The organism is Lascolabacillus massiliensis (genome assembly GCF_001282625.1).
Taxonomy (GTDB): Bacteria; Bacteroidota; Bacteroidia; order Bacteroidales; family Dysgonomonadaceae; genus Proteiniphilum; species Proteiniphilum massiliensis.
Map to the genome: position 1 here is coordinate 1102491 of NZ_CTEJ01000002.1, position 24510 is coordinate 1127000.

The following is a 24510-nucleotide window of genomic DNA, read 5'->3' on the forward strand; positions in this document are numbered from 1 at the left end:
TATTCCACATAAATATTGAATCAGAAGAACCTATATCTGTTATCCTCAACTCCCAGCTTACTCTTAAGAGTTTCTAATGCCTGCATTTGTAATCTGTAAGCATTATTATTCAACAGTGATTCTTTCTGCTCTTTGTCGTTATATTCCGCACTTCCTTCAGAACGATCAATAACTTTCGTAACAAATACACCCATATTACCTTCCATAGGTCCTACAACTGTATTAAGAGGCGCAAATGATGACACAGCGTTAATAACAGGCTCATATCCCAAACCAACTATATTCTGTGTTGTAAAGTTTACAAATCTAACTGAATCAACTCTTGAATTCATAGCTTCAGCATAATCTTCTATAGATGCAATGTTCTGCTGCTCTAAATCAGCTATTATTTTGTCAGCCTTTTTCTTATTGATTAACTGCGTTCTGATAATGTCAGCAACTTCTGAAATTGGACTAGTACCTGACGGAATAACTTCATCTACTCTTGCAACTATTCTTAAATTTGTAAGATCAAATTTTCTGACTGCACCAATCTCCTTCTGATTAACAGCCCATGAAATTACCTGGCGAGAACCTGATATTTGTCCCAAAGAAAAATCATTAGCAGAGAACGACATATTCGGAATGACCATATATCCTGCTTCAGTTGCCAATTGATTGAAGTTTTGTTTAATATCTTCTTTTGAGACAAATTGATTTAACTCGTTATCTATATTATTTGATGTTTTCTCACTAGGCAATACAGGCATATTTATTACTGCAAGCTTGAATTTATTCACAGGTTTTGTTTTTTGTTCTACCTGGAAGATTACTTGCTGTCCTGGCAATGATATCCTAACAGGCTCACCTACCGGTGCATTGAACGCGGCATCAACCATCTCTTTACCAAAAGGAAGAAGATCAATTTCTCTTGCCCATCCCACATCACCTCCGTTAGAACCGGGATTCAGACTATTAGCCACATTTGCAAACGATTCGCCGTTTTTAATAGAGTTATAAATACTATCAACAAATTGTGTTATCACTGAATCTTGTCCTACCATTGTAGATGTTGGTACAGCCATCATACTTAGATATACTGAGTCAGGTGCAACAGTTTTATCAACAAGCTTATAAAGCTGGAATGAATCACCCTCACGTACTGGTCCATATATATCAGAAATATTTGCTGTTCTGGCAAAGTCAAGTTGAGAAGGTGTAAGCAATCTTTCACCCATAAATACATCGCGATATGGGATATCTGAATAATCAGCAACAACAGTTGCAGGATTTACAGCTGATTGTAACTGTTCAAAAGCAGTATGTGACTGTTGCTCTATTGCAGCAAAATCCTCATCACTTGGAACAATCTCTTTAGTAAAATATGATATCTTTACAATTGGAGCTTCAAGCTTAAACGATTTCTTATTTTTATTATAGAAATCTCTTATTTCCTTATCAGTTACTGTTACACTAGAATCAGGTACAGTAAAATAGCTCTTCATAACATATTCGATCTCAGCATTCTGTTGTGATAAATCGAATGTTCTCTTAGCCTCTAAATCATTAACTATAACTGAATTGGAAAGCAGAGAGATATACTTTTCTTCAAGACGCTGGGTTTTAATCATATTCTCAATGAACAGCCATAATGATTTATACTGATCCACTAAAGCTTGTTCCTGAGGATTTGGGTTTGGAGTATTGATAACATTTAAAAACTCGACTAATGCTGTACGGCTGAATATTCCAGTCTGGGGATCCACGAAAAATGGTAACTGTTGTAAAATAGGTGAAACAGACTGACCATATACAAGATCATTTATCTCTTCCTTTGTTACTACTAATCCAAGATCATCAGCCTGATCTTTAAGCAATCTGTCGCGAACCATTTGCTGATAAACTGCCTCACGAATCTGTAATGAAATGTTTTCATCTAGTGAAGATTGTCCGCTGATCATTTTTTGGAATTCCTCAAATTCAGTTATCTTGTTTGAGTATTCTTGTGTTGTTATAACTTCTCCATTAACAACAAAAGCTCTATCCCTTGCTTTTCCTACAAGCAATGATCCGGAACTGAAAAGGTCTCCTAACACAAAGGCTAGCAGTGCTACACCTATAACAATGACCAGCAGCGGTCCTTTATTTCTGATGTTTTGTAAAGTTGCCATCTAAAATCTATTAGTCTGTTTCAATTAACGTTAAAAAATATTTTTATTCAAATCAGGGCACGAAGTTAGTAAAAATAAAGTAGATAACTATATTATTTTTGTCTAAAAAACCACATTTTATTAATTATACTGAAGTTTCAATCTCTTTGCTATTGTCAGTTATCAGGCGGACTACCTCAATTTTACGATCTGTAACTTTCAATATCTTGAAATTATAATCACCTATAACTACATTTTCATAAGTTTTAGGAAAACGCTGAGTATGGTGAAGAAGGTATCCTGCAACTGTTGAGTATTCATCTGACTCAGGTATCTCCAGTCCATAAACCTCGTTGAGATGGTCGATTTCTACGCGTCCCGAAAGTACATACTGACCTTTTGACTCCTTTTTAACAAATTTAGATTTAATGTCATATTCATCCTCGATTTCTCCAAAAATCTCTTCTACAAGATCTTCCATAGTTACAATACCTGAAGTACCCCCAAATTCGTCCACAACAACCGCAATACTTTTACGCTGTAGCATCAGTTCACTCATGAGTTTGCTAGCCTGCATACTTTCTGGAACAAATGAAATAGAAGCAATTTTTTTAGTCCAGTCTTTCGGATTTGTGAAAATCTCCCACATATGAATATACCCTGCAATATCATCAATATCCTCCTTAAATACCAGTATCCTGGAAATGCCGGTCTCAATAAACTTATCTTTTAGAGTATCAATATCTGTATCAATACTAACAGCTACTATATCAGCTCTTGGAACCATACAATCCCTCAGTTTCATCGAGCTGAAATCCAAGGCATTCCTGAATATCTTTACTTCTGAATCCATTTCGCTGATTCTGGAAGGATCATCTATATTTTTTTTCACGAAAGTGTCCAGATCCACTCTGCTGAATGTTTGATCAACAGGCTGAATAAATTTCAAACCAAACAATCTCAGTATTCCTTCAGAAATAAAAATAAAAATATATGCGATCGGAAAAAGCAAGATAAAGAAGAAAAATGATGGTATTGCAAAAGCCTTTATCCATGAACTTGGGTTAATCTTGAATAATGTTCTAGGTATAAGCTCATTAGATATAAGAATAATAAAAGTGGTAAATAAAATTATAAGAATAATACTGATCCAATCCTGAACAAAATAGTTTCTAAAAAAAATTCCGGAAATAAGTATTGTAAAATATACAAACAGGACTAGAGATATAACTTTACCAATTATCAATGTTGCTAAAAATTCTCGGGAATTTCCATAGATTGAATTTAGCATAAAATTATAAACCCCTTTATTTTTCCTGGTAATAGCAAACTGAAGCTTATCTGTTGCAACAAAAGCCATATCTATACCTGAAAAGAATATCGACAAGATAAGAAATGTAATCCACAATACTATTTCTAAAGATATTGTCATCTCTTTATTCCATTAATATAATTGCTTCCTGATCACCAATTTTATTAATATTTGCAGTAGAATCAGTTTTCTCAATTTCAAGAGAGTCTGTTGGTACTGAAGGTTTGTCAACAAAAGGAAGTTTTCCATCGTGAGGCCGAAAAATCCTATAATCAGTCATCTGTTCATTTGACTCAAATCCATAACCTTTAAGTTGTGAATCTTTTCGTTTAATCTCGATATAAGTATTAGAGTAAACCTTTCCATTCTCCATATCCCAAAAGAGTTCTTCACTATTAAACTCTTCACCCTGCATATTCTGAACATGAACGTTACTTCTCAATCTCCATAACTTTTTATCATCAAAGTACCAGGCAGTATCCGCCTCTACTGTAGCTTCAGTAGTAAAATCGGGAGTAAACCTTTCTAAGTATAGACCATTTGGAAAAAACTGATACGGCTCCTTAGCCTTATCAAATACCATCCATACATCGTAAGAGATTTTATAGCGAGTTACACCTGAGTCTGAAAGCAACTGATATGCAGAGTCAGTAATCATTGTAGGTATTACCTCAGGATCATACTTAAAATCAACAAGATTGTCATTACCATTCTTACAGGAGACGAAATAAAGCAGCATAACAACCAGCCAAAGGGTGGTTGTTATGCGCCTAAATTTTGATATGTTGTGTTGTAACTTCAACACTATATAGATATTTATCTAAGTCTTACTGTAGTATTTTCTCCAATCCAACCAGGAATGAATACTGTTTCACCAGTTTTATAACCCATCATAAATGCAGTCTCAGTATCCAGGAACCTTGCAGAGTAGCTGCTGATAAGGCTATTTGCTTTACTTGCTACACTTGGATCAACTGATCTTGCTTTTTGCAGTTTGTCTACAGCTGCACAGTATACCAAGCCTGCTTTTTCGGTCTCGGGGAAAATATTATTTGCTGAACTTGCATACAACTGAGCTACCAGTATATAAGCATCTCCATTGTTTGGATTATATTCCAGTGCATCATATGCAGCCTGTCTTGCTCTTGCAAAATTGCGCTGGTTTGAGAAGATACTTGCAAGTTGCAACATATACTCTGAAGCTCTAACTTTGTCAGTTTCCAAATTTGCTGCCTCACTGTAATATTTAACTGCTGTTTCGTAGTCTTTATCTCTCAGACTCTTGTTTGCAAGACCTAAAGCAGCATTAGCTGATGGCTCCAGCTTATGCAGATATTCTGAAACAGTAAAATACAAATCAGAATCATTACAACCGATAGAACCCAAAGCATTTACAACTTCACTGAGAAATTCTTTATTAGTTTTGTTAGGTTCCACTTTATCTGCATAATATTCAGTAAGTGTTTTGCAATCTCCTGCTCCACTATTAACAAACGCAGTTTGTATACCTTCCTGAACTATTCCTAAATAGTCAGCACTTCCCTGATCATTAGCAGCTTTTGCATTAGCAATAGCTTTTTCTATATAATCCATTACATTAAAGTAGTCAGAAATATACTGATCCTTTAAAGAATTATCGTTCAGATAAAGACTCAAAGAAGAAAGCATATAATATGAGTAAGCATCAAGAGGATACATTTTATCTTTCAACCCATTTACAGATTCATTTAACCATTCATAAATCTGTTTCTGATCTGCCTGATCACCCATTAATTCCATATAATCATATGTTTTATATGCAATTATTGTCTCTTTCGGATCATCTTTACCAAAATAGGTTATCCTCTTATCATATATTTCCAGAGTCTTATCGAGGTACTCTTTTTTCTTTGCAGCATCAGTCTCTTTCTCATAAAGAGCTTTGAAAATTCTGGGACCGTAAATAAATGTATTCTTACTTGCGGCTGGACAGTTTTCGTAAACTGATGACCATGGTATCAAAGCAGATTCATAAGCTTCAGCTTTAGCTGCAGTTTGCATCAAACTTAGATTAACACGACAATTTACGCTGTCCTCTCCATGACCAAAAGGCGCGTTCACAGGATCGTATCCCGCTTTTTGGGCAATTGCTCCGGCTATTACTGCTATAGCCAAAAAACCAGTTAATAATAATTTTCTCATATTGTTTGATATTTATTGTTGTTGTTTTATTACTGCAACTTGGACAAAATGTTAAAAGAATGGTTTAATATGATTCTTTTTGTCATTTTCCCATTTAATATTCAGTTAATTATATTTTAAACAGTTGCCGAAGTTAAAAAAATAATTCTAAAAACCTGGCAATTTTAATTATTCAAACTGTCGTTTGAAGAACCAAAGTTCATTAACATTCATATTTACAGATATTTTGAACATATCCTGACCCACCATAAATTGGCTATTTGGATCCTGTCTGGAATATCCGAAACCTATATTTAACATAGATAAATGTCCAGTTCTTAAATCGTGAAATGGTAATCCAAGTCCAATATTTATGCCATATTCATTAAAACTACCCATTCCTATATTCTGACTGCTTTCGGGATTACTTACACTTACATTAATATAAGAGTTTGAGTATGATATACCTCCCCTGAAGCGTATACGGTTAAAAAAGTTCTGACTATAGGGATCTATCACATACTCTGCACCGGCATTTATACGATAAAGATCGTTATACCTGTTATTGTCCGTCAATCCATCGAGCTGACTTGAATACGCTGAATTCTTCCATAATTGGTATGTTCCATCTACTCCAACTAAAAAATTCTCAGTCTGATAGGTCAACCCTGCTCCAAAAGTCTGTGGAATTTGAAAACCCTCTCCACTCAATGTATCACTACTGATAATTTGAACAGGCTCTAGATCTGGACTTTGATAAGGATCAGAAGTATAGTTCATTACTGAAGAATAGACATCAGCTTTTGTTGTTATTTGAGGAGAATAAACAGCCCCAAAGGTAATCGATTTAGTATTGCTGATATTATAGGAGTATTGAAGTCCCAAATCATATTTCAATTCACGAATCGAGAATCTGTTTTTACCTTCACTGATTAGTGCATTACTCGTAACAGGAGTACTTATCCTGCTATGCGAAAAATTACCAAAAAGATATGATACATTTGCTCCTATTGATAAACTTTTGAAAGGTTCCCATGCAGCACCGAAGTAAACCTGGCTTAGGCCGCCTGTTCCTCTGTATGTTTCTAAGTATTGAATATCAGACAATGAACGTCTGTTTCCAAAATTATATCCCACCTTTGAGTATGGCAGTAAACCCACACTTCCCCCCATATTACGGAATAATGGGAATTGGAGTGCTATATAATCAAGATTTCCATTATAGAAATCGCGACTGTTTACCCCATCGCTCATACTGGATAGTTGAGCTGATACCCCTAAATCGAAAATAAAAGTTAAAGAGTCAAGTTCTGAGTAAGAAGCCGGATTTCCTGGATTAACCTGCTGGCTTCTGCGCAAACCATAACTGATACCACCCATTGCTTCTGAAGCACCCAAAGCTGGGTTAGACAGAACACCAAATCCATATCTCCCATATGGGGAATTGGAACCTACCTGTTGTGCTAAAATCACTGTGGTAATCGTAAGAAAAGCGATCAGTAAAGGGAAACGTTTTTTCTTAATATTCATTTGTTTAGGTATATCAACCAGCCTCGGTCACTTAGTTTCATAAAAAAATTTGTGGTTACAAAGATGACATATTTTTATGATGTCACCAACAAAACCTTAACAACATCCTGTTAAAAAGATTAAAGTTTAATGATTATAAACTTTTTACACTCAAGTATGATATGATTTTTCGCTATAGGATTAACCCTTTTTATATCCGTTATATGATACTATCTCATTAATTTGCTTTCTCTTTTTTTCTCTTAAGGACTGAGTGCTATATCCAATTGTTATATCCAGCCAAACTCTTTTTGAGTCTGGAATTGAAAGTATCTCACGCATTGCTGGCTCGTTAAACCATCCAAGAATACATGAGCCCAATCCTTCTGCATGAGCTGCTAAAACTATATGTGCTGCAATAACACCCAAATCCATCTGTGCATAATCTTTCTGTTTCACCCATCCGCCAATGCCTGAAGATAGGTTTACTTTTTCCTCAACCAGTACTAAATGCACGGGAGCCTGTTTAGTAAAATGATTCATACCCAGAGCTCGGGCAGAAGTGGCATCAGCCACCCTGTTCTTTATTACCGGATCATCAACAACAATAATATGCCAAGGCTGAGCATTACAAGCAGAAGGAGACAATCTGGCCGTCTCTAAAATACGTTCAATTTTCTCCTTTTCTACCGGTCGGTTTGTGTCATATGCACGAACACTCTGACGTGAAGAGACAAATTCAAGAAAATCAATACTATCCATATTTGTCATTTTTCAACGCTAAGTTATTATTGCTCTATATTAAGATTGAGCAAACGGCTAATATACTTTCCAATTATATCAAATTCAAGATTCACTACACTTCCCACTTTAATTTGATGAAAATTTGTATGTTCGTAAGTGTATGGAATTATAGCAACTTTAAAACTGTTATCAGTAGGCTCAACCACAGTTAAACTTACACCATTTACAGTTACAGAACCTTTATCAACAGTCATATAACCCTTAGCGGCCTTCTCTTTATCAAACTCATATTCAAAAGTAAAGTACCAGCTTCCACCAACCTCTGTCACATCTTTACAAATAGCAGTCTGATCTACATGCCCCTGTACGATATGTCCATCAAGTCGGCCATTCATCATCATACTGCGCTCCAGGTTAACTTTACTACCAACTTCAAGCAGACCAAGGTTTGAAATATCTAAAGTCTCCTTTATAGCTGTCACAGTATAAACGTCACCATCAATAGAAACAACAGTCAGGCATACCCCATTATGAGATATGCTCTGATCAATTTTCAATTCATTTGTAAAAGAACATTTCAGAGATATATTAAGGTTAGATTGATCTTTTTCCAATGCAACAACAGTTGCAGCCTCTTCAACTATTCCAGAAAACATATTAAAAAACAGATTTATTTTATTAGTAAATTATCCCATATTTTTATCTACCAGATAGAAGCACGCTCTTCTGCCGGTACATACATAGGATCCTCAGAATCTATACCAAATGCTTCATACCATGCTTCAATATGAGGTAAAGCTCCATCAACCCTCCATTTTCCAAGAGAGTGCGGATCGATTTGAGTGAGCCTTAGAATCTCAGCATCGCGAACATTTCCTGCCCAAAGTCCGGCATAACTTAAAAAGAAACGTTGTGCTGGAGTGAAGCCATCAATATTTTCATCTTTTTTAGCCTGATCTGTTTTCTGAAAAGCATGATATGCAACCTGAAGACCACCATGGTCGGCAATATTCTCACCCAATGTAAATGTTCCATTAGCATGCACAGTGTCAAGTACCACAATATTATCGAAGAAATCTACCAACACCTTTGCTCTTTCATCAAATCTGGCAGCATCCTCCGCTGTCCACCAGTCGGTAAGATTACCATCTTTATCAAACTTCCTGCCCTGATCATCAAAGCCATGTGTCATTTCATGTCCAATAACAACACCAATTCCACCATAGTTTATAGCATCATCACCATCCATATAGAAAAATGGGGGCTGCAATATTCCCGCGGGGAAGCATATCTCATTTGATGAAGGACTATAATATGCATTTACTGTTTGTGGAGACATATACCATTTTGTACGGTCAACCGGTTTTCCAAGCTCATCCATCATTTCTTCCCATGCAAACTCAGAAGCACGCATAATATTCTGCCAGTATGAATCATCCTTAATCTCAAGTGATGAATAATCTTTCCATTTGTCGGGATACCCAATCTTTACGATAAATGTACCAAGTTTTTCCTGCGCTTTTTCCTTAGTAGCATCACTCATCCATTCCAGCTGACTAATACGTTCGCCAAGAGATATTTTCAGGTTCTCAACGAGATTAAGCATCCTCTCTTTTGCTTCAGCAGGAAAATACTTCTCAACATACAGTTGTCCAACTGCCTCACCCATTGCACCATTAACTGCATCTATGGTTCTTCTCCAACGAGGGCGTAGCTCTTTACTTCCACTCATTGTTCTACCATAAAACTCGAAATTAGCATTTACAAAATCATCACTCAAATAATTTGCAGCTGAATTTATAACTTTCCAGCTAAGATAATCTTTCAGCACCTCAATCGGTTCTCTTTCAATTATGGCAATTGCAGCTTTCACCGGTTCAATCTGAGAAACATTTAGGCTATCAATACCGGCAGCGCCTAGTTCATCAAAATATATATTCCATGCAAATGGTGCAACCTGATTATCAAGTTCTGAGACCAATAGCTTATGGTAATTAAGTTCCGGTAAGCGACGCATCTCTTTTGTCACATGCGCACCTGCAAGCTCAGTTTCAATTTTCATCACATTAGCAGCTGCTTTTTTAGCGTCTGCTTCACTATAACCTGTATTCTGGAATTGTGTCTCCATCAACTTTATATAAGCTGCACGAAGATTTTGTGAATGCTCATTCTGCAAAAGATAGTAATCCCTGTCGCCCATTCCAATACCGGATTGATATATATGAACAATATTCATACTGCTGTTTTTATCGTCCGGACCAACAGAAAAGCCGAAGAATGGATTTGAAACCACTTTTGAAAGTTGCGCAGACACTCTTATTATATCCTCTTTACTCACTACATCTGCAATTTTCTGTAACAATGGTCTAATTGGCTCAGCACCATCGCTATTCAATTTTACACTATCCATTCCTATAGAATATAAGTCTCCCACCTTCTGAGCATTGGTGCCATTCTCATAATCCTGTCCACTCAAGGCCTGAATCAAGGCCTGAATCTGGTGTTGATTCTCTTCACGTAGTTTGTCAAAAGATCCGTAACGCGCATACTCATCGGGTATAGGATTTGCTTTTTGCCATCCTCCTGTAGCATATTGATAAAAACTTTCACCCGGGCTAACTGTTGTGTCCATATCAGAGATATTAAGACCTTGAGTCATACCGGTTTTACCTTGTTCAGTGCAGCCTATTGTCGTCATTATAAAAAAAACTGTAATTGGGAACAATAATCGTTTCATGTGATGAAAATTTGAATTCAATTATTTAATGTGCAAAAATACAAAATATATTTCAATTACTGTCAGATGGTTAGAACCAACACAGTAATGTACCTCAAATCATAAGATATTCAGGATTGTCAAAGATATTTAGCTTTACTCAAAGCCTCTTTTATCATTAAAGCAGTCTTATCGCTAACTGGTACAAGTGGTAATCGCAATCTGTTCTTAATTATACCTTTTTGACTCAGAATTGATTTCACACCTGCTGGATTTCCTTCTATAAAAATAAGGTGAAAAAGCTCATTAAAATCCTCCTCCATTTTATTTCTGGCATTAATAGAATCACCTTTAAGTGCACAATCCACTAGCCATGACATTTCCTTTGGAAAAGCATTCCCGAAAACAGAAATAACACCTATCCCTCCCATATCAATTACTGCAGTTGTTACAGCATCATCTCCTGAAATTACAGAAAAACCTTTAGGGGACCCTTTTATAATTTCTTCAATCTGATCCAGTTTACCAGATGCCTCTTTTATTGCGATCACTTTACTACAATCATTTGCAATTCTTAGAGTAGTTTCAGAAGTCATATTCACACCTGTTCTGCCAGGCACATTATATAAGATCAGAGGCAGAGGTGATGCTTCCGAGAGGGCTTTATAATGCTGATAAAGTCCCTCCTGTGTAGGTTTATTATAATAAGGAGTTACCGAAAGTATTGCACTAATACCACTAAAGTCAGACCTTTTCAGTTCCTCAACAAGTGCTAAAGTATTATTACCTCCTACACCCAAAACAACCGGTACCCTTCCGTCAACTTTTTTAACTATGAATCTAGATACCTCTTTTTTCTCATCTTTAGAGAGTGTGGGAGTTTCAGCAGTTGTGCCAAGAGCCACAATATAATCTGTTCCATTATCCAACTGATAATCAATTAAGCGGGATAAAGCTTCATAATCGATCGAACCATCATCATTAAAAGGAGTGATCATGGCTACTCCCAAGCCTTTCAAGTTTACTTCTGTCATGAAATGATAGATTTTACTTACAGTTTTATTACGTATCACCTGTTTTAAAAACAAAATGATCCAGAAATACAAAGGTACACAATTTTCAAAACGCACACTAAAAACAGATCGATTTTGTTGTCACTATTACAATTACATATATGAATTCACATATTTAAGTTTAATCCTGTATTGTCCTAATTTTTGTTTACATAAATCTCAATAATGAGTAAGCCTAATTAAGGCTATAAATACACTTAGTCCAAAGATCACTTATAGATACCTTATACATAGCTTATCTGCACATAAGGTATGTATAAGGAATCTTCGGCTGAAGTATACCCGATATTACTATAAATTTTGAGTCATAGTAATATTATATATCAACCTATTAATGTTATCTTTGTGATAACCTGTAACTACTATATTATGCAATTTACTCCTGAAAAATACCGTGTTCCTGATATTCCAATGCAGCCGTTTATTGATGCGGAGGAGATATGGCAATACCTGAATAATACTTCTTGTTCGGCTGATAAGGTAAAGGATATAATTGATAAGTCACTGTCAAAAGAAAGATTAAACCTGGAGGAAGTCGCAACTCTTATTAATGCAACTGATACTGACTTAATAGAGCAAATTAAAGAGGGAGCCAAACTGCTGAAGCAAAATATATATGGAAACAGAATAGTTCTATTTGCTCCTCTTTATGTTGGAAACAGATGTTCAAATAACTGCGACTATTGTGGGTTCAGAGCCTCCAATAAGGCTCAGGTACGAAAAACTCTAACTAATGATGAACTAATAAAAGAGGTTGAAGCACTTGAGGATGAGGGTCAGAAGAGACTAATCCTTGTTTTCGGTGAACATGCTGAATACTCTCCGGAGTTTATAGCAGATTCGGTTAGGACTGCCTACAGTGTGAAAAAAGGTAATGGGGAAATCCGACGCCTGAATATTAATGCAGCACCTCTGGATATTGAGGGATATAAAATAGTAAAAAAGTCCGGAATTGGGACATATCAGGTTTTTCAGGAAACATATCATCCCGAAATATATAAAAAGCACCACACATCAGGCAGAAAGGCTGATTATAACTGGCGTTTGACTGCCTTAGACCGGGCACAAGAGGCTGGAATTGATGATGTGGGAATAGGAGCCTTGATAGGTTTGTACGATTGGCGTTTTGAGGTTATGGGACTTGTGAGGCATACTAATCACCTTGAGGCCTGTTATAATATTGGTCCTCATACTATCTCATTTCCTAGGATTAAGGATGCATCAAACTTAAATATTGAGTCCAATTATTTTATCTCTGATGAGGACTTTGTCAGGTTGGTTGCTATTCTCAGATTAGCTGTTCCATATACCGGTATGATACTTACCGCGAGAGAGCCTGCTATAGTAAGAGATGAGATTATACAATATGGTATTTCACAAATAGATGGTGGATCCAAAATAGAGCTAGGCAGCTATTCATTCAAAGGAAATAGTCATAACATTGATAGAAGTCAGTTCCAAATCAGTGATGATCGCCCATTAAATGATATAATAGATGAGCTGCTTGAACAAGATATGATCCCATCATTCTGCACTGCATGCTACAGGTTAGGAAGAACAGGAGAGCATTTTATGGAATTTTCTGTTCCAGGATTCATTAAAAGATTCTGCACACCTAATGCAATCTTAACCCTGGCCGAATATCTGTTTGATTATGCACCCGAGCAGACAAGATTAAAAGGCATGATGGTGATTGAAAACAATTTAAAATCATTGAGTGCAAATTTAGAAAAAGAGGTAAAAGAAAAAATTAGCAGAATTGAAATGGGAGAGAGAGACCTGTATTTTTAAAGGTTTTGACAATTTCCCTCTAAAATAATTATATGATATTTAAATGTTAAGGCATAAGGCCTGATCTGAAAATTGTTAATTAAATCATGAGCGTAACAAATCTTCATTTAGGAATTTTCGGTCGCACAAACACAGGCAAGAGCTCATTAATAAATATGCTGACCGATCAGGATATCTCAATTGTTTCTGAAAAAAAGGGGACGACTACCGACCCAGTAAAAAAAACAGTAGAAATATTTGGAATTGGTCCGGCCACCATAATAGACACAGCAGGAGTTGATGATTTGGGTGAAATCGGGCATCTGAAGATTCAAAAATCACTAGAAGTTATCCGCAGGGTTGATTGCGCAATACTCCTGATTGCCGGGAATCAGTTCGGTGATTATGAGGTAAGACTGATTGATCAGTTTAAAGAGCATGATGTACCCTATATTATTGTTCATAATAAAAATGATATAAGCAAAATAGCAGCAATTACAAAAAATGCAATCAAATGGCACACAAATGCTGAAATTATAGATATAAGCACCCTCAATTCAACTGATAGAGACCTGTTGATCAATTCACTTAAGAAGATTATACCTGAAACAGTATACAAGAACTTAACACTTATAGGAGACCTTGTAAAGCCAAAAGATTTAATCCTGATCATTATAGCAATAGACAGTGAAGCTCCAGAAGGTCGTTTGATTTATCCACAGAATCTAACTATACGTGATGCTATTGATAATCATTGCATCACGGTAGTTTTACGAGAAGATGAAATTGAAGATTTCTTAAAGAGTGGATTAACACCTGCACTGGTAATCACGGATAGCCAGATTTTCAAATCTGTAAAAGAGAAGCTGCCTGAAAACATCCCTTTAACCAGCTTCAGTATACTTTTTGCAAGATTAAAGGGGAACCTGATTGCTTATTTAAGGGGAACGCCTTGTATCTCAAACCTTAAGGATGGGGATAATGTCTTGATACTGGAGAGCTGCACACATCAGACAAGTTGTGATGATATCGGCAGAGTAAAAATACCAAAGAAACTAAAAGAATTCACAGGGAAGAGACTAAACTTCAAGATAATTTCGGGTCTGTCTCCTTTGCCTGAAAATATTGATGATTTTGCTCTGGTTATACAGTGCGGAGGATGTATGGTAACACGTAAACAGTTGTCAAACAGAATAAACCCCTTCATCAAAAGAGGAATTCCGGTTACCAATTATGGAATGGCTCTGGCATATGTAAACGGAGTGTTTGAGAGAGTAGTATCAATTTTCAGAAAGTTTTACGAGTATGATAGAAACAATCCTAAACTACCCTTTATCGAGGGATAGATTGATTGATCTTTTATCCTCTTCAGGTGAGGAAGAGAAAGCTTTGTTTGATTACTCCACTGCGACCAAACTTAAAAACGTTGGCAATGAAGTTTATTTGCGTGGATTAATTGAACTATCAAACATTTGCGATAAGGATTGTTTTTATTGTGGAATCAGAAAATCAAACAACAACATTACCCGGTTTACTCTAAAATATGAAGAGGTAATAGAGTCAGTCAAATATGCTTATGAAAAGGGTTACGGATCAATTGTCATTCAATCGGGAGAGAGATCATCAAGATCATTTTCAGATAAGATTGACAAGATAATCAGAGAATCAAAAAAAATCACCAATAACAATATAGGTATTACACTTTCCTGTGGTGAGCAGAGCGAGGAGACATACCTCAGGTGGTTTGAAAGTGGTGCTGACCGATACCTGCTGCGTATTGAGACCTCTTCTGAAGAGCTATATAAAAAGCTTCACCCTAAAGATACACTACATAATTATACAAATCGTAGAAATGCTCTGGAGCTATTACGAAAAACAGGTTATCAGCTGGGAACTGGAGTAATGATTGGTCTGCCGTTTCAAACAACAGAAATGCTTGCAGATGATCTTATTTTCATGAGGGATTTAAATATCGACATGTGTGGAATGGGGCCTTACATTGAACATACAAAAACTCCTTTATATAAATTCAGGGAACAATTACCTATTACTACTGTTCGATTGAGTCTTGCATTAAAAATGATTTCACTCTCAAGGATATTAATGCCAGATATTAATATTGCTGCAACCACTGCCCTCAAAGTTTTAGACCAAAAGGCAACTGAAAAAGCTATAGCAATAGGAGCAAATGTAATAATGCCCAACATCACTCCTTTATTTTATAGAAAAGAATATCTCCTATACGAAAACAGATCAGAGCCTCTATTTAGTTTTGAAGATGAACTTGCCCTTCTGGAAAAAAGATTAGAGACTATTTCTCATAGGATAGGCTATAATAAACAGGGAAATTCAAAGCATTATACTAAAAACTGGTCAAGATGTATACCAGAATAGGATATCAGCTATTTCCTATACTCATCTAAAATTGCTTTAACTCCATCAGGAGAGACTCTGCCAAAAACTCTTTCCCCAACTAATACCACAGGCGAGAGTCCACAAGCTCCAACACATCGGAGACAGTTAATTGAAAACTTCCCATCAGAGGTTGTTTCACCTACTTTAATATTCAACTCTTTCTTGAACTCCTCAAGTACTTTTTCAGCACCGCGAACATAGCAGGCTGTACCTGTACATATTGATATTGGATGTTCTCCCTTAGGTATCATGGAGAAGAACGAATAAAATGTGACAACACCATACACCTGTGCTACAGAGATATGCAGATTATGTGCAATTACATCCTGCACCTCTGCCGGCAGGTAACCAAACTCATGCTGTGCCTCATGTAATATGTTTATTAATTCAAGTGGCTCGTTATCAAACATGTTACATATATTGTTTATCTTGTCGACCTTCTCCTTTGAGAGATTAACTCTAACCTCCACATTATCTGTTCCGGTCACTTTTTCCATGAAGCTGTATACTTCCGGATTAACTTTAATATTCTGACTCATAATATTTACATATTTTGTTTATATCTCACCATTCAAATGAAGAGTAACCTCATTACTTTTAGGAAAATATTCAGTGTGAAGCAAACTGTGTGCTTTGTGGCTGCCCGGTTCGCCCAGAAACTCATTATAAAGTTTGATTATTGAAGGATTCTCGTGCGATTTACGAATTATTTTCCTCTTATCCTCAGAGTAAATAGCTGCTGCACGTCTATTCAGAATTTCGCTTTTGCCATGATGATATGGCTGACCTCCGCCACCAATACACCCACCCGGGCAGGCCATGATCTCTATTGCATGATATTTGGATGTTCCTGCCCTAACCTCATTCAAAAGTTTGCGAGCATTACCCAAACCATGAGCAATACCTATATTAAGCTCAAGTCCGCCAAAATCAACCTTCGCAGAGCGTATCCCCTCCATGCCACGCAAATTATCAAATTCAACCTTCTCAAGTTTTTTCCCTGTATAAAGTTCATATGCAGTTCTGCAGGCAGCCTCAATTACCCCTCCTGTATTACCGAAAATGACCCCTGCACCGGTGGATTCACCCAGAGGATCATCAAAATCTGAATCAGGCAGATTCAGGAAATCTATATTAGCTTCCTTAATAAAAGCAGCCAGTTCACGGGTAGAGATTGAATAATCAACATCCTGATTTCCATCCACCTTAAACTCATCTCTCTGACACTCATATTTTTTAGCAATGCATGGCATTATTGAAACCACTATAAGATCTTTTCTGCTTACTCCTATCTTATCTGCGAGGTAGGTTTTGGCAATCGCTCCAAACATTTGTTGAGGAGATTTAGCAGTTGAAGGAACATCCAGCAGATCAGGAAAATTATGTTCAAAAAAGTTTACCCATCCGGGACAACAGGATGTAAGTATGGGTAAACGAACATTGGTATCTCCCGACATAAATGCCTTCAGGCGCTGTAACAGCTCTGTTCCCTCTTCCATTATGGTAAGATCAGCGCTATAATCTGTATCAAATACATAATCAAAGCCAAGCTCTTTTAATGCTGACACCATCTTACCGGTAACCAAAGTGCCTGGCTTTAACCCAAACTCCTCTCCGAGAGCTGCTCTGACAGCAGGTGCAGTCTGCACAATTACTGTTTTTGATGAATCACTAAGTGCACGAATTATATCATTTGTATGATCAACCTCTGTAAGTGCACCTGTAGGGCAAACAGAAAGACACTGACCACAATAAGTGCATGGTGAATCTTCCAGATTCATCTCGAAAGCTGGAGCTACAGCTGACATGAAACCACGGTTTACAGCTGAAAGTGCACCAACTGTCTGAACATCGTTGCACATCATTTCGCATCTGCGGCACATTATACATTTATCTATATCCCTGATAATTGAAGGTGATGTATCTTTTCTGTATCTGGATTGTTCACCCTCATATGGCAGACTTCTGATATTGAATTGTGTAGCCAGGCTTTGCAGTTCACACTGTCCCGACTTTGCACATACAAGGCAGTCAAACGGGTGGTCTGAAATAATCAATTTTAAAACAGTAGTTCGGGCATTCAGCACTCTTATATTATGGGTATTTATAACCATCCCCTCCTGTGCTTCTGTTATACATGAGGGGGCCAGATTTTTACGTCCTTCAACCTCAACTACACATATCCTGCATCCACCGGGTTTATTCTCAATACCCATATCACACAGTTCGAAATGACATAGTGTAGGTATCTCTACTCCAGCCATCCTGGCTGCCTTAAGAATAGTTGTACCTTCTTCAACCTGTACTTTTTTCTTATCTATGGTAAGTTCAATCATATCTTTCTATTTTTTGATACAGTTAAAATCATTAAGCCATCTCCGCCGACACTTTTGGATAGTCACTTCTAAGGCTGATGGCATCAAATTTGCATTTTTCCATGCAAGCTCCACATTTAATACATATTTCCTGATTTATTACATGCACCTCTTTCTTTTCACCACTAATTGCATGTGTAGGACATGCCCTCTTACAAGCAAGACATCCTATGCACTCCTCTGGTGAAATGATATAGAAAAGCAGACTAGTGCATTTACCTGCACGACATTTTTTATCAAATACATGTTCATTATACTCCTCCACGAAATTCTCCATGGTAGAAAGAACAGGGTTGGGTGAAGTCTGTCCTAATCCGCATAAAGATGTATCCTTAATTACATAGCTAAGATTTTTGAGTTTTTCTAAATCCTCCTGTGTCCCTTTTCCTTCAGTTATCCTTTTGAGTGTCTCGAACATGCGCTTATTGCCTATACGACATGGAGCACATTTTCCACAAGATTCGTCAACAATAAATTCCAGGTAAAATTTAGCTACCGACACCATGCAATCATCTTCATCGAGAACAATCATTCCTCCCGAACCCATCATAGAACCTGATGCTGTAAGACTTTCATAGTCAATAGGAATATCCAGATGTTTTTCTGTCAGACATCCGCCTGAAGGTCCGCCTGTTTGTACCGCTTTAAATTTCTTGCCATTTTTAATACCACCACCTATTTCATAAATAATCTCACGCAAAGTGATACCCATTGGCACCTCTATCAAGCCTACGTTATTAATCTTTCCGGCAAGTGCAAAAACTTTGGTTCCCTTTGACTTTTCTGTTCCTATAGAAGAGAACCACTCTGCTCCTTTTAGAATTATTGCAGGAATGTTTGCGAAAGTCTCCACATTATTCACGTTGGTTGGCTTGCCCAGATATCCGCTTTGTGCAGGAAAAGGAGGTTTATTTGAAGGTTCGCCCCTTTTCCCTTCCATTGAGTGTATCAAAGCTGTTTCTTCTCCACAAACAAAAGCTCCGGCACCATATTTTAAAGAGACATCAAAACAAAAATCAGTACCAAATATATTATCACCTAGCAAGCCATAATCATGAGCCTGAGCTATAGCAATTTTCAGTCTCTTTACTGCAAGAGGATATTCAGCACGAATATAAACCAACCCCTTTGTGGCGCCTATGCAATATCCACAAATAGCCATCGCTTCTATGATAGAATGCGGATCACCCTCAAGAATAGAACGATCCATAAAAGCTCCAGGATCACCCTCGTCAGCATTACATACCACATACTTCTGATCGGAAACATTTTTTTTGGCAATATCCCATTTCAGTCCCGTTGGGAAACCAGCTCCACCACGACCTCTCAGGCCTGATGATTTAATAATATTTATTGTTTCTTCCTGTCCCAGCTCAGTGATTACCTTCCCCAATGCCTGATATGCATCACGTGCAATTGCTTCATCAATATTCTCAGGGTCGATTGTTCCACAATTTCTAAGGGCTACACGAATTTGCTTTTGGTAAAATCCCATATGCTTTGAATCAGGCAAATGTTCTCCCGATTCAGGATCTGTATAAAGCAGCCGATATACTTTCCTCCCTTTAATGATATGCTCATCTATAATCTCTTTAGCATCTGAAGGTTTGACATGAGTGTAAAAGGTATTATCAGGCAGAACTTTCACTATTGGTCCTTTTTCACAAAAACCAAAACATCCGGTACGAATAATCTGTACATCACCGCTAAGTCCTTTTCTACTGACCTCATCTAGCAACATCTCATAGACCAGATTACTTTCTGAAGAACTGCATCCGGTGCCTGCACAGACTAAAATATGTATTTTATACTTACTCATATACAGCTGTTTAAGATTTTATGGTATTATAATTCTGAGGAATGATGCCATCTACCAGCTCACCCTCTTTTATATAATGTTCAATTATTTCATCTGCCTTACTGACAGTTACATAACCAAACACAATAGGATCTCTTCCCGGCAGTGTAACTTCTACAGTTGGCTCTGCATAGCAATAACCCATACAGCCGGTCTGTGTAACAATTGCACGAATTGATCTTTTATCGAGCTCATCTACAAAGTACTCCATGACTTCTTTTGCACCTGAGGCTATTCCACATGTAGCCATAGCAACTTTCACTTGCACAAAGGATCCGGGATTTTCAGCACTATCCCTTAATCTAATCCTGTTTAGCATCTCCTCCTGTTTTTTCTTAAGGTCGGCTAATGTTTTTATTTCACTCATATACTTAAAGTTTACAGGTTAATTTACAGACATTTATATCTTCGATGTTTTTCCTATTTTAATTTCAGCATAAAAGGCTTTTTTCAGATCTGCAGAGAATCAACTGCTCCAGTTTATCTTTTATATATGATTTAATCAGACCGGATACTCCTTGCTGTTGAGAGTCTATTCCCTCTTCTATTAGCTCTGTACTATCAATAATAAACTCCTCTTTATCAATTTTGTATGAAAATCTAATCCTTAATAGAGGATTTGCTATCAGCAACATTGTCAGGTAACCAGGTATATCACCTATAGGCAGACAGTCAGGATTATCTGTACGATATGTTGCTTCGACAGTAGTTCCAACTCCACTTTCAGAAGTAACAGTAAGATGGCCACCACACTGTTCGCACGTCATCTTAAGCAGAGGGATTCCAAGTCCTACTTTTCTTGTAGTTCTGGTTGTAAAAAAGGGATCACTCAATCTGTTCAGCTCTTTAGTACTCATCCCCTTACCATCATCTATGATTCTGAATATTAAAACATTGTTATCGTTATCCTCGAAGAAGCTGATACAAATGTTTTTCGCACCAGCTCTTATAGAGTTTTGTGCAATATCCATCATATGCATCGCCATATCTACCATTCCAAAACAGCTTATACTTGATAATCAACTGATTCTCTCATCATATAAATATGAAATTATTGTTTGTTGAATAGCAATTTGAAGCATTCCCAGTTTGCCGATTCCATCTTAAACATGTTATAAGCTACAGCAATATCATCAGTATAGTGCGCATCAGAGTTTTGAAGAAAAAACTCTCCTTTCAGTTCAGGGTGCTTTTCTGTAAAATCATCCACTGTAGTTCTCTTAGAAACTTCCAGTGCATCATAGTCAAGATCTTTTGGTATAAAACCGAGTTGACTGAAAAGAGAGTTTACAGGACGATCTATATGTGCAGGCACAAATAATCCTCCCAATTTATGTACCACTTTTGCCAAAGTATCAATACTATCCATTATACCGATAAACAGAGAGCGCTCTTCTTCGTATATGATAACATCATTCTCATCAACTGCTACCTGATATCCAAATTTATCAGGATCATTTTTTATATTTGCAATCCGGCTGTCAAGATATTTCTGAAAATCATCTAGTGCCCACAGATGAGGAAAGTAGCATAGGCAGTGTACCTCTTCAATGGTGTTTACTTCACAACCGGGTATCACAAATAATCCTTTTCTGTTGCCAAGCTCTACACAAACACTCACGTTATGCGTACTGTTATGATCTGTTATTGCAATTATCTGCAAATTTCTCTCAATAGCGATGTTTATAATGTTTCGCGGACTCATGTCTACATCACCACAAGGAGATAGACATGTATGAATATGCAGATCAGCATTAAAATAACCCATAACAGTTCCACACTTTACAGTAGTTACTCTATATCATACAAACTGCAATACAGTTTACCCGCAGTTTCAAATGCAGGCAAACTTGAGTAGAGAACAACAACCCCTTCCGACTCTGCACTTTCTAGAACATCCATTTCAACTCCTCTCTCATTTACAATTATTATTGCACTCAGCTCTTTTAAACTGGCTACTGCAATAATATTTCTATGAGCCTGAGATGTTATCCATATCATATCCTCACGAGCTTTGCCCATTACTTCACTTAGCAAGTCGGACACATATGCTCCTTTTGGGACCCTGCTAAGCAGATTTTTACTGGCTTTGCATTCTAACCCCAACTTATTTACAAGATATTTAAGATCCTTTACCATATGATCTGATCTAATATAATTTATCTAATCTACCTTTACCCCATATCTTTTCAATTACTGTAAAAGCCTGATCAGGACTAAGTTTATAATTTTTCTCCATTATACGCTGAACAAACACACAGTGAGATATTGTGGCTTTATCTTTTATAATATCCTCAGCAAGATTTCTGCAACTCGGTGCACCGCATGCTCCGCAGTCGAATCCGGGCAGGTATGACTCTAACCGATTAATTCGCTGCAATTTAATCAATGCCTTCTCCATATCGTCGTCAAGCAACAGACCATCTCTAGGATAAACCGGGTCAACACCAGAAGATTCATGAAGTTTTTCACTGTAATCCAATAATGAATTGAATACTTTTCCCCTGTTGACTGATTTCAGATTCTCCAATCTTTTTTGTCTCTGTTCTAATCTTTCTACTGTCAGGAAACGGTTGCCTGGACATAGGATACCGCCGGCGCAACCCTGATCACAAGCTCTCATCTCGAGAAAATCGATATCTTTTATATGTCCAGATTCAAGCTTCTCAAGAAACTCTATTACATTCTCTATTCCATCGATAGCAAGATTTCTGCCTGCGTAATATTTTTTCTCGGTTCCTGAAAGTGACCATTGCACGGAATCAGGACTCATATTTGCTGCTGTTTTGTGCTTCCCGGAGTTCTTTTCTCCAATCAGTATCACAGAAATACGATTGTAAACTTCTGTCATGTTTATCGTACTATCAATTGCAGACTTATCTTCACCAACCGGAGAGAGTGCTGCCACTATCTTTGCTGCACAAGGAGTGATGTAATAGATATGGATACTGGAATCTTCTTTAACTAAATTTTTCTTTGATTCCCTGAGATATATAGCTGCAATATCATGCGGAGCCTTGAGCCTGATAATATTGTGTGTAAGAGAAGGATATTTTACCTGAATCAAGCGTACCACCGCTGGGCAAAATGAACTTATCAGAGGGCGTTGCAACTCATCTGATTTAAGTTTCATATACTCTTCCTTTATAAAGTCAATAGCCTGTTCAACCTCAAACACATCATCAAATCCCAGCTGTTTAATCGCATCCATAACCTGAGTTGCTGAGTACTCAGATGAAAACTGACCAATAAATACTGATGGAACGAGAGCTATTTTATAGCCTGATTTTTCTGCAGATTTAAGTCCGTCATCCTTAGCATACACAGCCCTTTGCGGACATACCCTATAGCACTCTCCACAATCAATACATCTTTCTGGCTGAATTAATGCGTGCCCTTCAACAATACGGATTGCCTGTGTAGAACAAACACGCATACAGTGTGAACAGCCGATACATTTATTTATATCGATCTGAATCGAATGCGTATAGTTCCTGTCTTTCATAGTCTTAAAACAAAACTTTTATTTCGAGTCTTGTGCCTGTTCCGGGTAAAGATGAAAGCAACATTTCGTCGCAGTTTTTTTTTATGTTTGGTAAACCCATGCCTGCACCAAAACCCATTTGCCTCACCTCTTCAGAAGCGGTAGAAAAACCCTCCTGCATAGCTTTTTCAATATCCTCAATTCCGGGACCTTCATCTACAAAAACTACATTTATATAGTCGGGTCTAAGATCTACTTCCATAGTACCCTTGTAAGCGTGTGCAACCACATTCATCTCAGCTTCGTAAAGTGCAATTGCTATACGACGTACTTTATCCGGGGATATATTAAACTGTTTAATAATACTTTTTACCTCAGTACTGGCACGACCACCTTCGCTGAAGTCCCCACCCTTGATAAAGTATTGCATTTTCATTAATAAACAGGTTTTAAACCATTCTTATATAATAATCCTGATATTTCATAAACTGTTGTCTGAGTAGATATAATTGAGATTCTGCTTTTAGTTGCCAGCTCTATCATTTCGTCCGACACCTTTTTATCTCTTGCAATTATCAGGCATGACAAGTTTGATATTTCTGCTGTTCGTATTGTCTGTATTGTTGAGAGTCCTGTTATTAAAACAGTGTTTTCCATTGGAAATCTAAGTACATCACTCATCAAGTCTGAAGCAAATGCTTTAGTGTAATCTGATGAATTCTGAGATTCATTTATAATTCTACCTTCAACTATGTCGCATATCGTTTGCAACTTCATGTTTTCTTATTATTAGACAAGACAGGTTGTTTACAGTATAACTGCTCAAATGTAATAAATTACGATGAATTAAAGAAATATTTCCTTAATTTTATCGTCTTAACTATGTTAAATAAGAAAACTATATTAAATCACTACTTATCAGCATATTAAAATGCATAAATTAATCCATTCTCTGTTAATAATTA

General features: G+C 37.0%; 22 protein-coding genes. 3 read left to right on the top strand and 19 right to left on the bottom strand.

From position 1 onward, the window contains the following. Positions 1 to 20 precede the first annotated feature (20 nt). The 9 genes from BN1354_RS09445 to dapA form a co-directional block, all read right to left on the bottom strand. Entirely contained in the window at positions 21 to 2150 is a 2130-nt protein-coding gene (locus tag BN1354_RS09445; RefSeq protein WP_053826940.1) for a peptidylprolyl isomerase, read from the bottom strand. Between the two features lie 124 nt (positions 2151 to 2274). After that, a complete protein-coding gene (locus BN1354_RS09450; protein WP_053826941.1) occupies positions 2275 to 3561 on the bottom strand; it encodes a hemolysin family protein in 1287 nt (428 codons plus the stop codon). Between the two features lie 4 nt (positions 3562 to 3565). Next, a complete protein-coding gene (gene lptC / locus BN1354_RS09455) occupies positions 3566 to 4246 on the bottom strand; it encodes an LPS export ABC transporter periplasmic protein LptC (protein WP_154904848.1) in 681 nt (226 codons plus the stop codon). A gap of 11 nt (positions 4247 to 4257) precedes the next feature. Continuing rightward, the gene (locus BN1354_RS09460) at positions 4258 to 5622 is read right to left on the bottom strand and encodes a tetratricopeptide repeat protein (RefSeq protein WP_045090686.1); all 1365 of its coding nucleotides are present in this window, start codon (positions 5620 to 5622) and stop codon (positions 4258 to 4260) included. Between the two features lie 168 nt (positions 5623 to 5790). Continuing rightward, a complete protein-coding gene (locus BN1354_RS09465; protein WP_074010754.1) occupies positions 5791 to 7131 on the bottom strand; it encodes a BamG family beta-barrel-assembly machinery protein in 1341 nt (446 codons plus the stop codon). Between the two features lie 180 nt (positions 7132 to 7311). Beyond that, positions 7312 to 7872, bottom strand: coding sequence for a nitroreductase family protein (locus tag BN1354_RS09470; RefSeq protein WP_045090684.1), 561 nt, complete (start codon positions 7870 to 7872; stop codon positions 7312 to 7314). Positions 7873 to 7898: 26 nt separating this feature from the next. Continuing rightward, complete coding sequence (locus tag BN1354_RS09475) at positions 7899 to 8510, bottom strand: riboflavin synthase (RefSeq protein ID WP_053826944.1); 612 nt, start codon at positions 8508 to 8510, stop codon at positions 7899 to 7901. A gap of 47 nt (positions 8511 to 8557) precedes the next feature. Then, on the bottom strand, positions 8558 to 10591 hold the full coding sequence (locus BN1354_RS09480; RefSeq protein WP_053826945.1) for a M13 family metallopeptidase: 2034 nt from the start codon (positions 10589 to 10591) through the stop codon (positions 8558 to 8560). 119 nt (positions 10592 to 10710) lie between these two features. Then, positions 10711 to 11604, bottom strand: a complete 894-nt coding sequence (gene dapA, locus BN1354_RS09485) for a 4-hydroxy-tetrahydrodipicolinate synthase (RefSeq protein ID WP_053827258.1) — start codon at positions 11602 to 11604, stop codon at positions 10711 to 10713. A 408-nt stretch (positions 11605 to 12012) separates the two neighbouring features. On the opposite strand from dapA, the gene hydG reads away from it, so the two are divergent. The 3 genes from hydG (at position 12013) to hydE (ending at position 15807) form a co-directional block, all read left to right on the top strand. Continuing rightward, positions 12013 to 13434: a [FeFe] hydrogenase H-cluster radical SAM maturase HydG gene (gene hydG / locus BN1354_RS09490; protein WP_045090680.1), complete on the top strand. Its 1422-nt coding sequence runs from the start codon at positions 12013 to 12015 to the stop codon at positions 13432 to 13434. Positions 13435 to 13520: 86 nt separating this feature from the next. After that, on the top strand, positions 13521 to 14759 hold the full coding sequence (hydF, locus tag BN1354_RS09495; RefSeq protein ID WP_053826946.1) for a [FeFe] hydrogenase H-cluster maturation GTPase HydF: 1239 nt from the start codon (positions 13521 to 13523) through the stop codon (positions 14757 to 14759). Beyond that, a complete protein-coding gene (hydE, locus tag BN1354_RS09500; protein ID WP_053826947.1) occupies positions 14719 to 15807 on the top strand; it encodes a [FeFe] hydrogenase H-cluster radical SAM maturase HydE in 1089 nt (362 codons plus the stop codon). The genes hydF and hydE overlap by 41 nt, the downstream gene beginning before the upstream one ends. An 8-nt stretch (positions 15808 to 15815) precedes the next feature. Here hydE and nuoE read toward each other — a convergent pair whose 3' ends face one another. The 10 genes from nuoE to BN1354_RS09550 form a co-directional block, all read right to left on the bottom strand. Next, the gene (gene nuoE, locus BN1354_RS09505) at positions 15816 to 16325 is read right to left on the bottom strand and encodes an NADH-quinone oxidoreductase subunit NuoE (RefSeq protein ID WP_045091060.1); all 510 of its coding nucleotides are present in this window, start codon (positions 16323 to 16325) and stop codon (positions 15816 to 15818) included. Between the two features lie 60 nt (positions 16326 to 16385). After that, complete coding sequence (locus BN1354_RS09510) at positions 16386 to 18164, bottom strand: NADH-dependent [FeFe] hydrogenase, group A6 (RefSeq protein WP_053826948.1); 1779 nt, start codon at positions 18162 to 18164, stop codon at positions 16386 to 16388. 31 nt (positions 18165 to 18195) lie between these two features. Then, the gene (nuoF, locus tag BN1354_RS09515; protein ID WP_053826949.1) at positions 18196 to 20022 is read right to left on the bottom strand and encodes an NADH-quinone oxidoreductase subunit NuoF; all 1827 of its coding nucleotides are present in this window, start codon (positions 20020 to 20022) and stop codon (positions 18196 to 18198) included. A gap of 10 nt (positions 20023 to 20032) precedes the next feature. Then, positions 20033 to 20428, bottom strand: coding sequence for a (2Fe-2S) ferredoxin domain-containing protein (locus BN1354_RS09520; protein WP_053826950.1), 396 nt, complete (start codon positions 20426 to 20428; stop codon positions 20033 to 20035). 64 nt (positions 20429 to 20492) lie between these two features. Then, on the bottom strand, positions 20493 to 21056 hold the full coding sequence (locus tag BN1354_RS09525; RefSeq protein WP_053826951.1) for an ATP-binding protein: 564 nt from the start codon (positions 21054 to 21056) through the stop codon (positions 20493 to 20495). 56 nt (positions 21057 to 21112) lie between these two features. Continuing rightward, on the bottom strand, positions 21113 to 21829 hold the full coding sequence (locus BN1354_RS09530; protein WP_045090673.1) for a PHP domain-containing protein: 717 nt from the start codon (positions 21827 to 21829) through the stop codon (positions 21113 to 21115). A gap of 23 nt (positions 21830 to 21852) precedes the next feature. Next, positions 21853 to 22200 (bottom strand): hypothetical protein, encoded by a 348-nt coding sequence (locus BN1354_RS09535; protein WP_074010755.1) that lies wholly within the window; start codon positions 22198 to 22200, stop codon positions 21853 to 21855. Between the two features lie 10 nt (positions 22201 to 22210). Further along, entirely contained in the window at positions 22211 to 23566 is a 1356-nt protein-coding gene (locus tag BN1354_RS09540; RefSeq protein ID WP_053826952.1) for a [Fe-Fe] hydrogenase large subunit C-terminal domain-containing protein, read from the bottom strand. Between the two features lie 4 nt (positions 23567 to 23570). Then, positions 23571 to 23981, bottom strand: coding sequence for an ATP-binding protein (locus tag BN1354_RS09545; protein ID WP_053826953.1), 411 nt, complete (start codon positions 23979 to 23981; stop codon positions 23571 to 23573). Further along, positions 23981 to 24322, bottom strand: coding sequence for a DRTGG domain-containing protein (locus BN1354_RS09550; RefSeq protein WP_053826954.1), 342 nt, complete (start codon positions 24320 to 24322; stop codon positions 23981 to 23983). Before BN1354_RS09550 ends, BN1354_RS09545 begins: the two co-directional genes overlap by 1 nt. Positions 24323 to 24510: the final 188 nt, after the last annotated feature.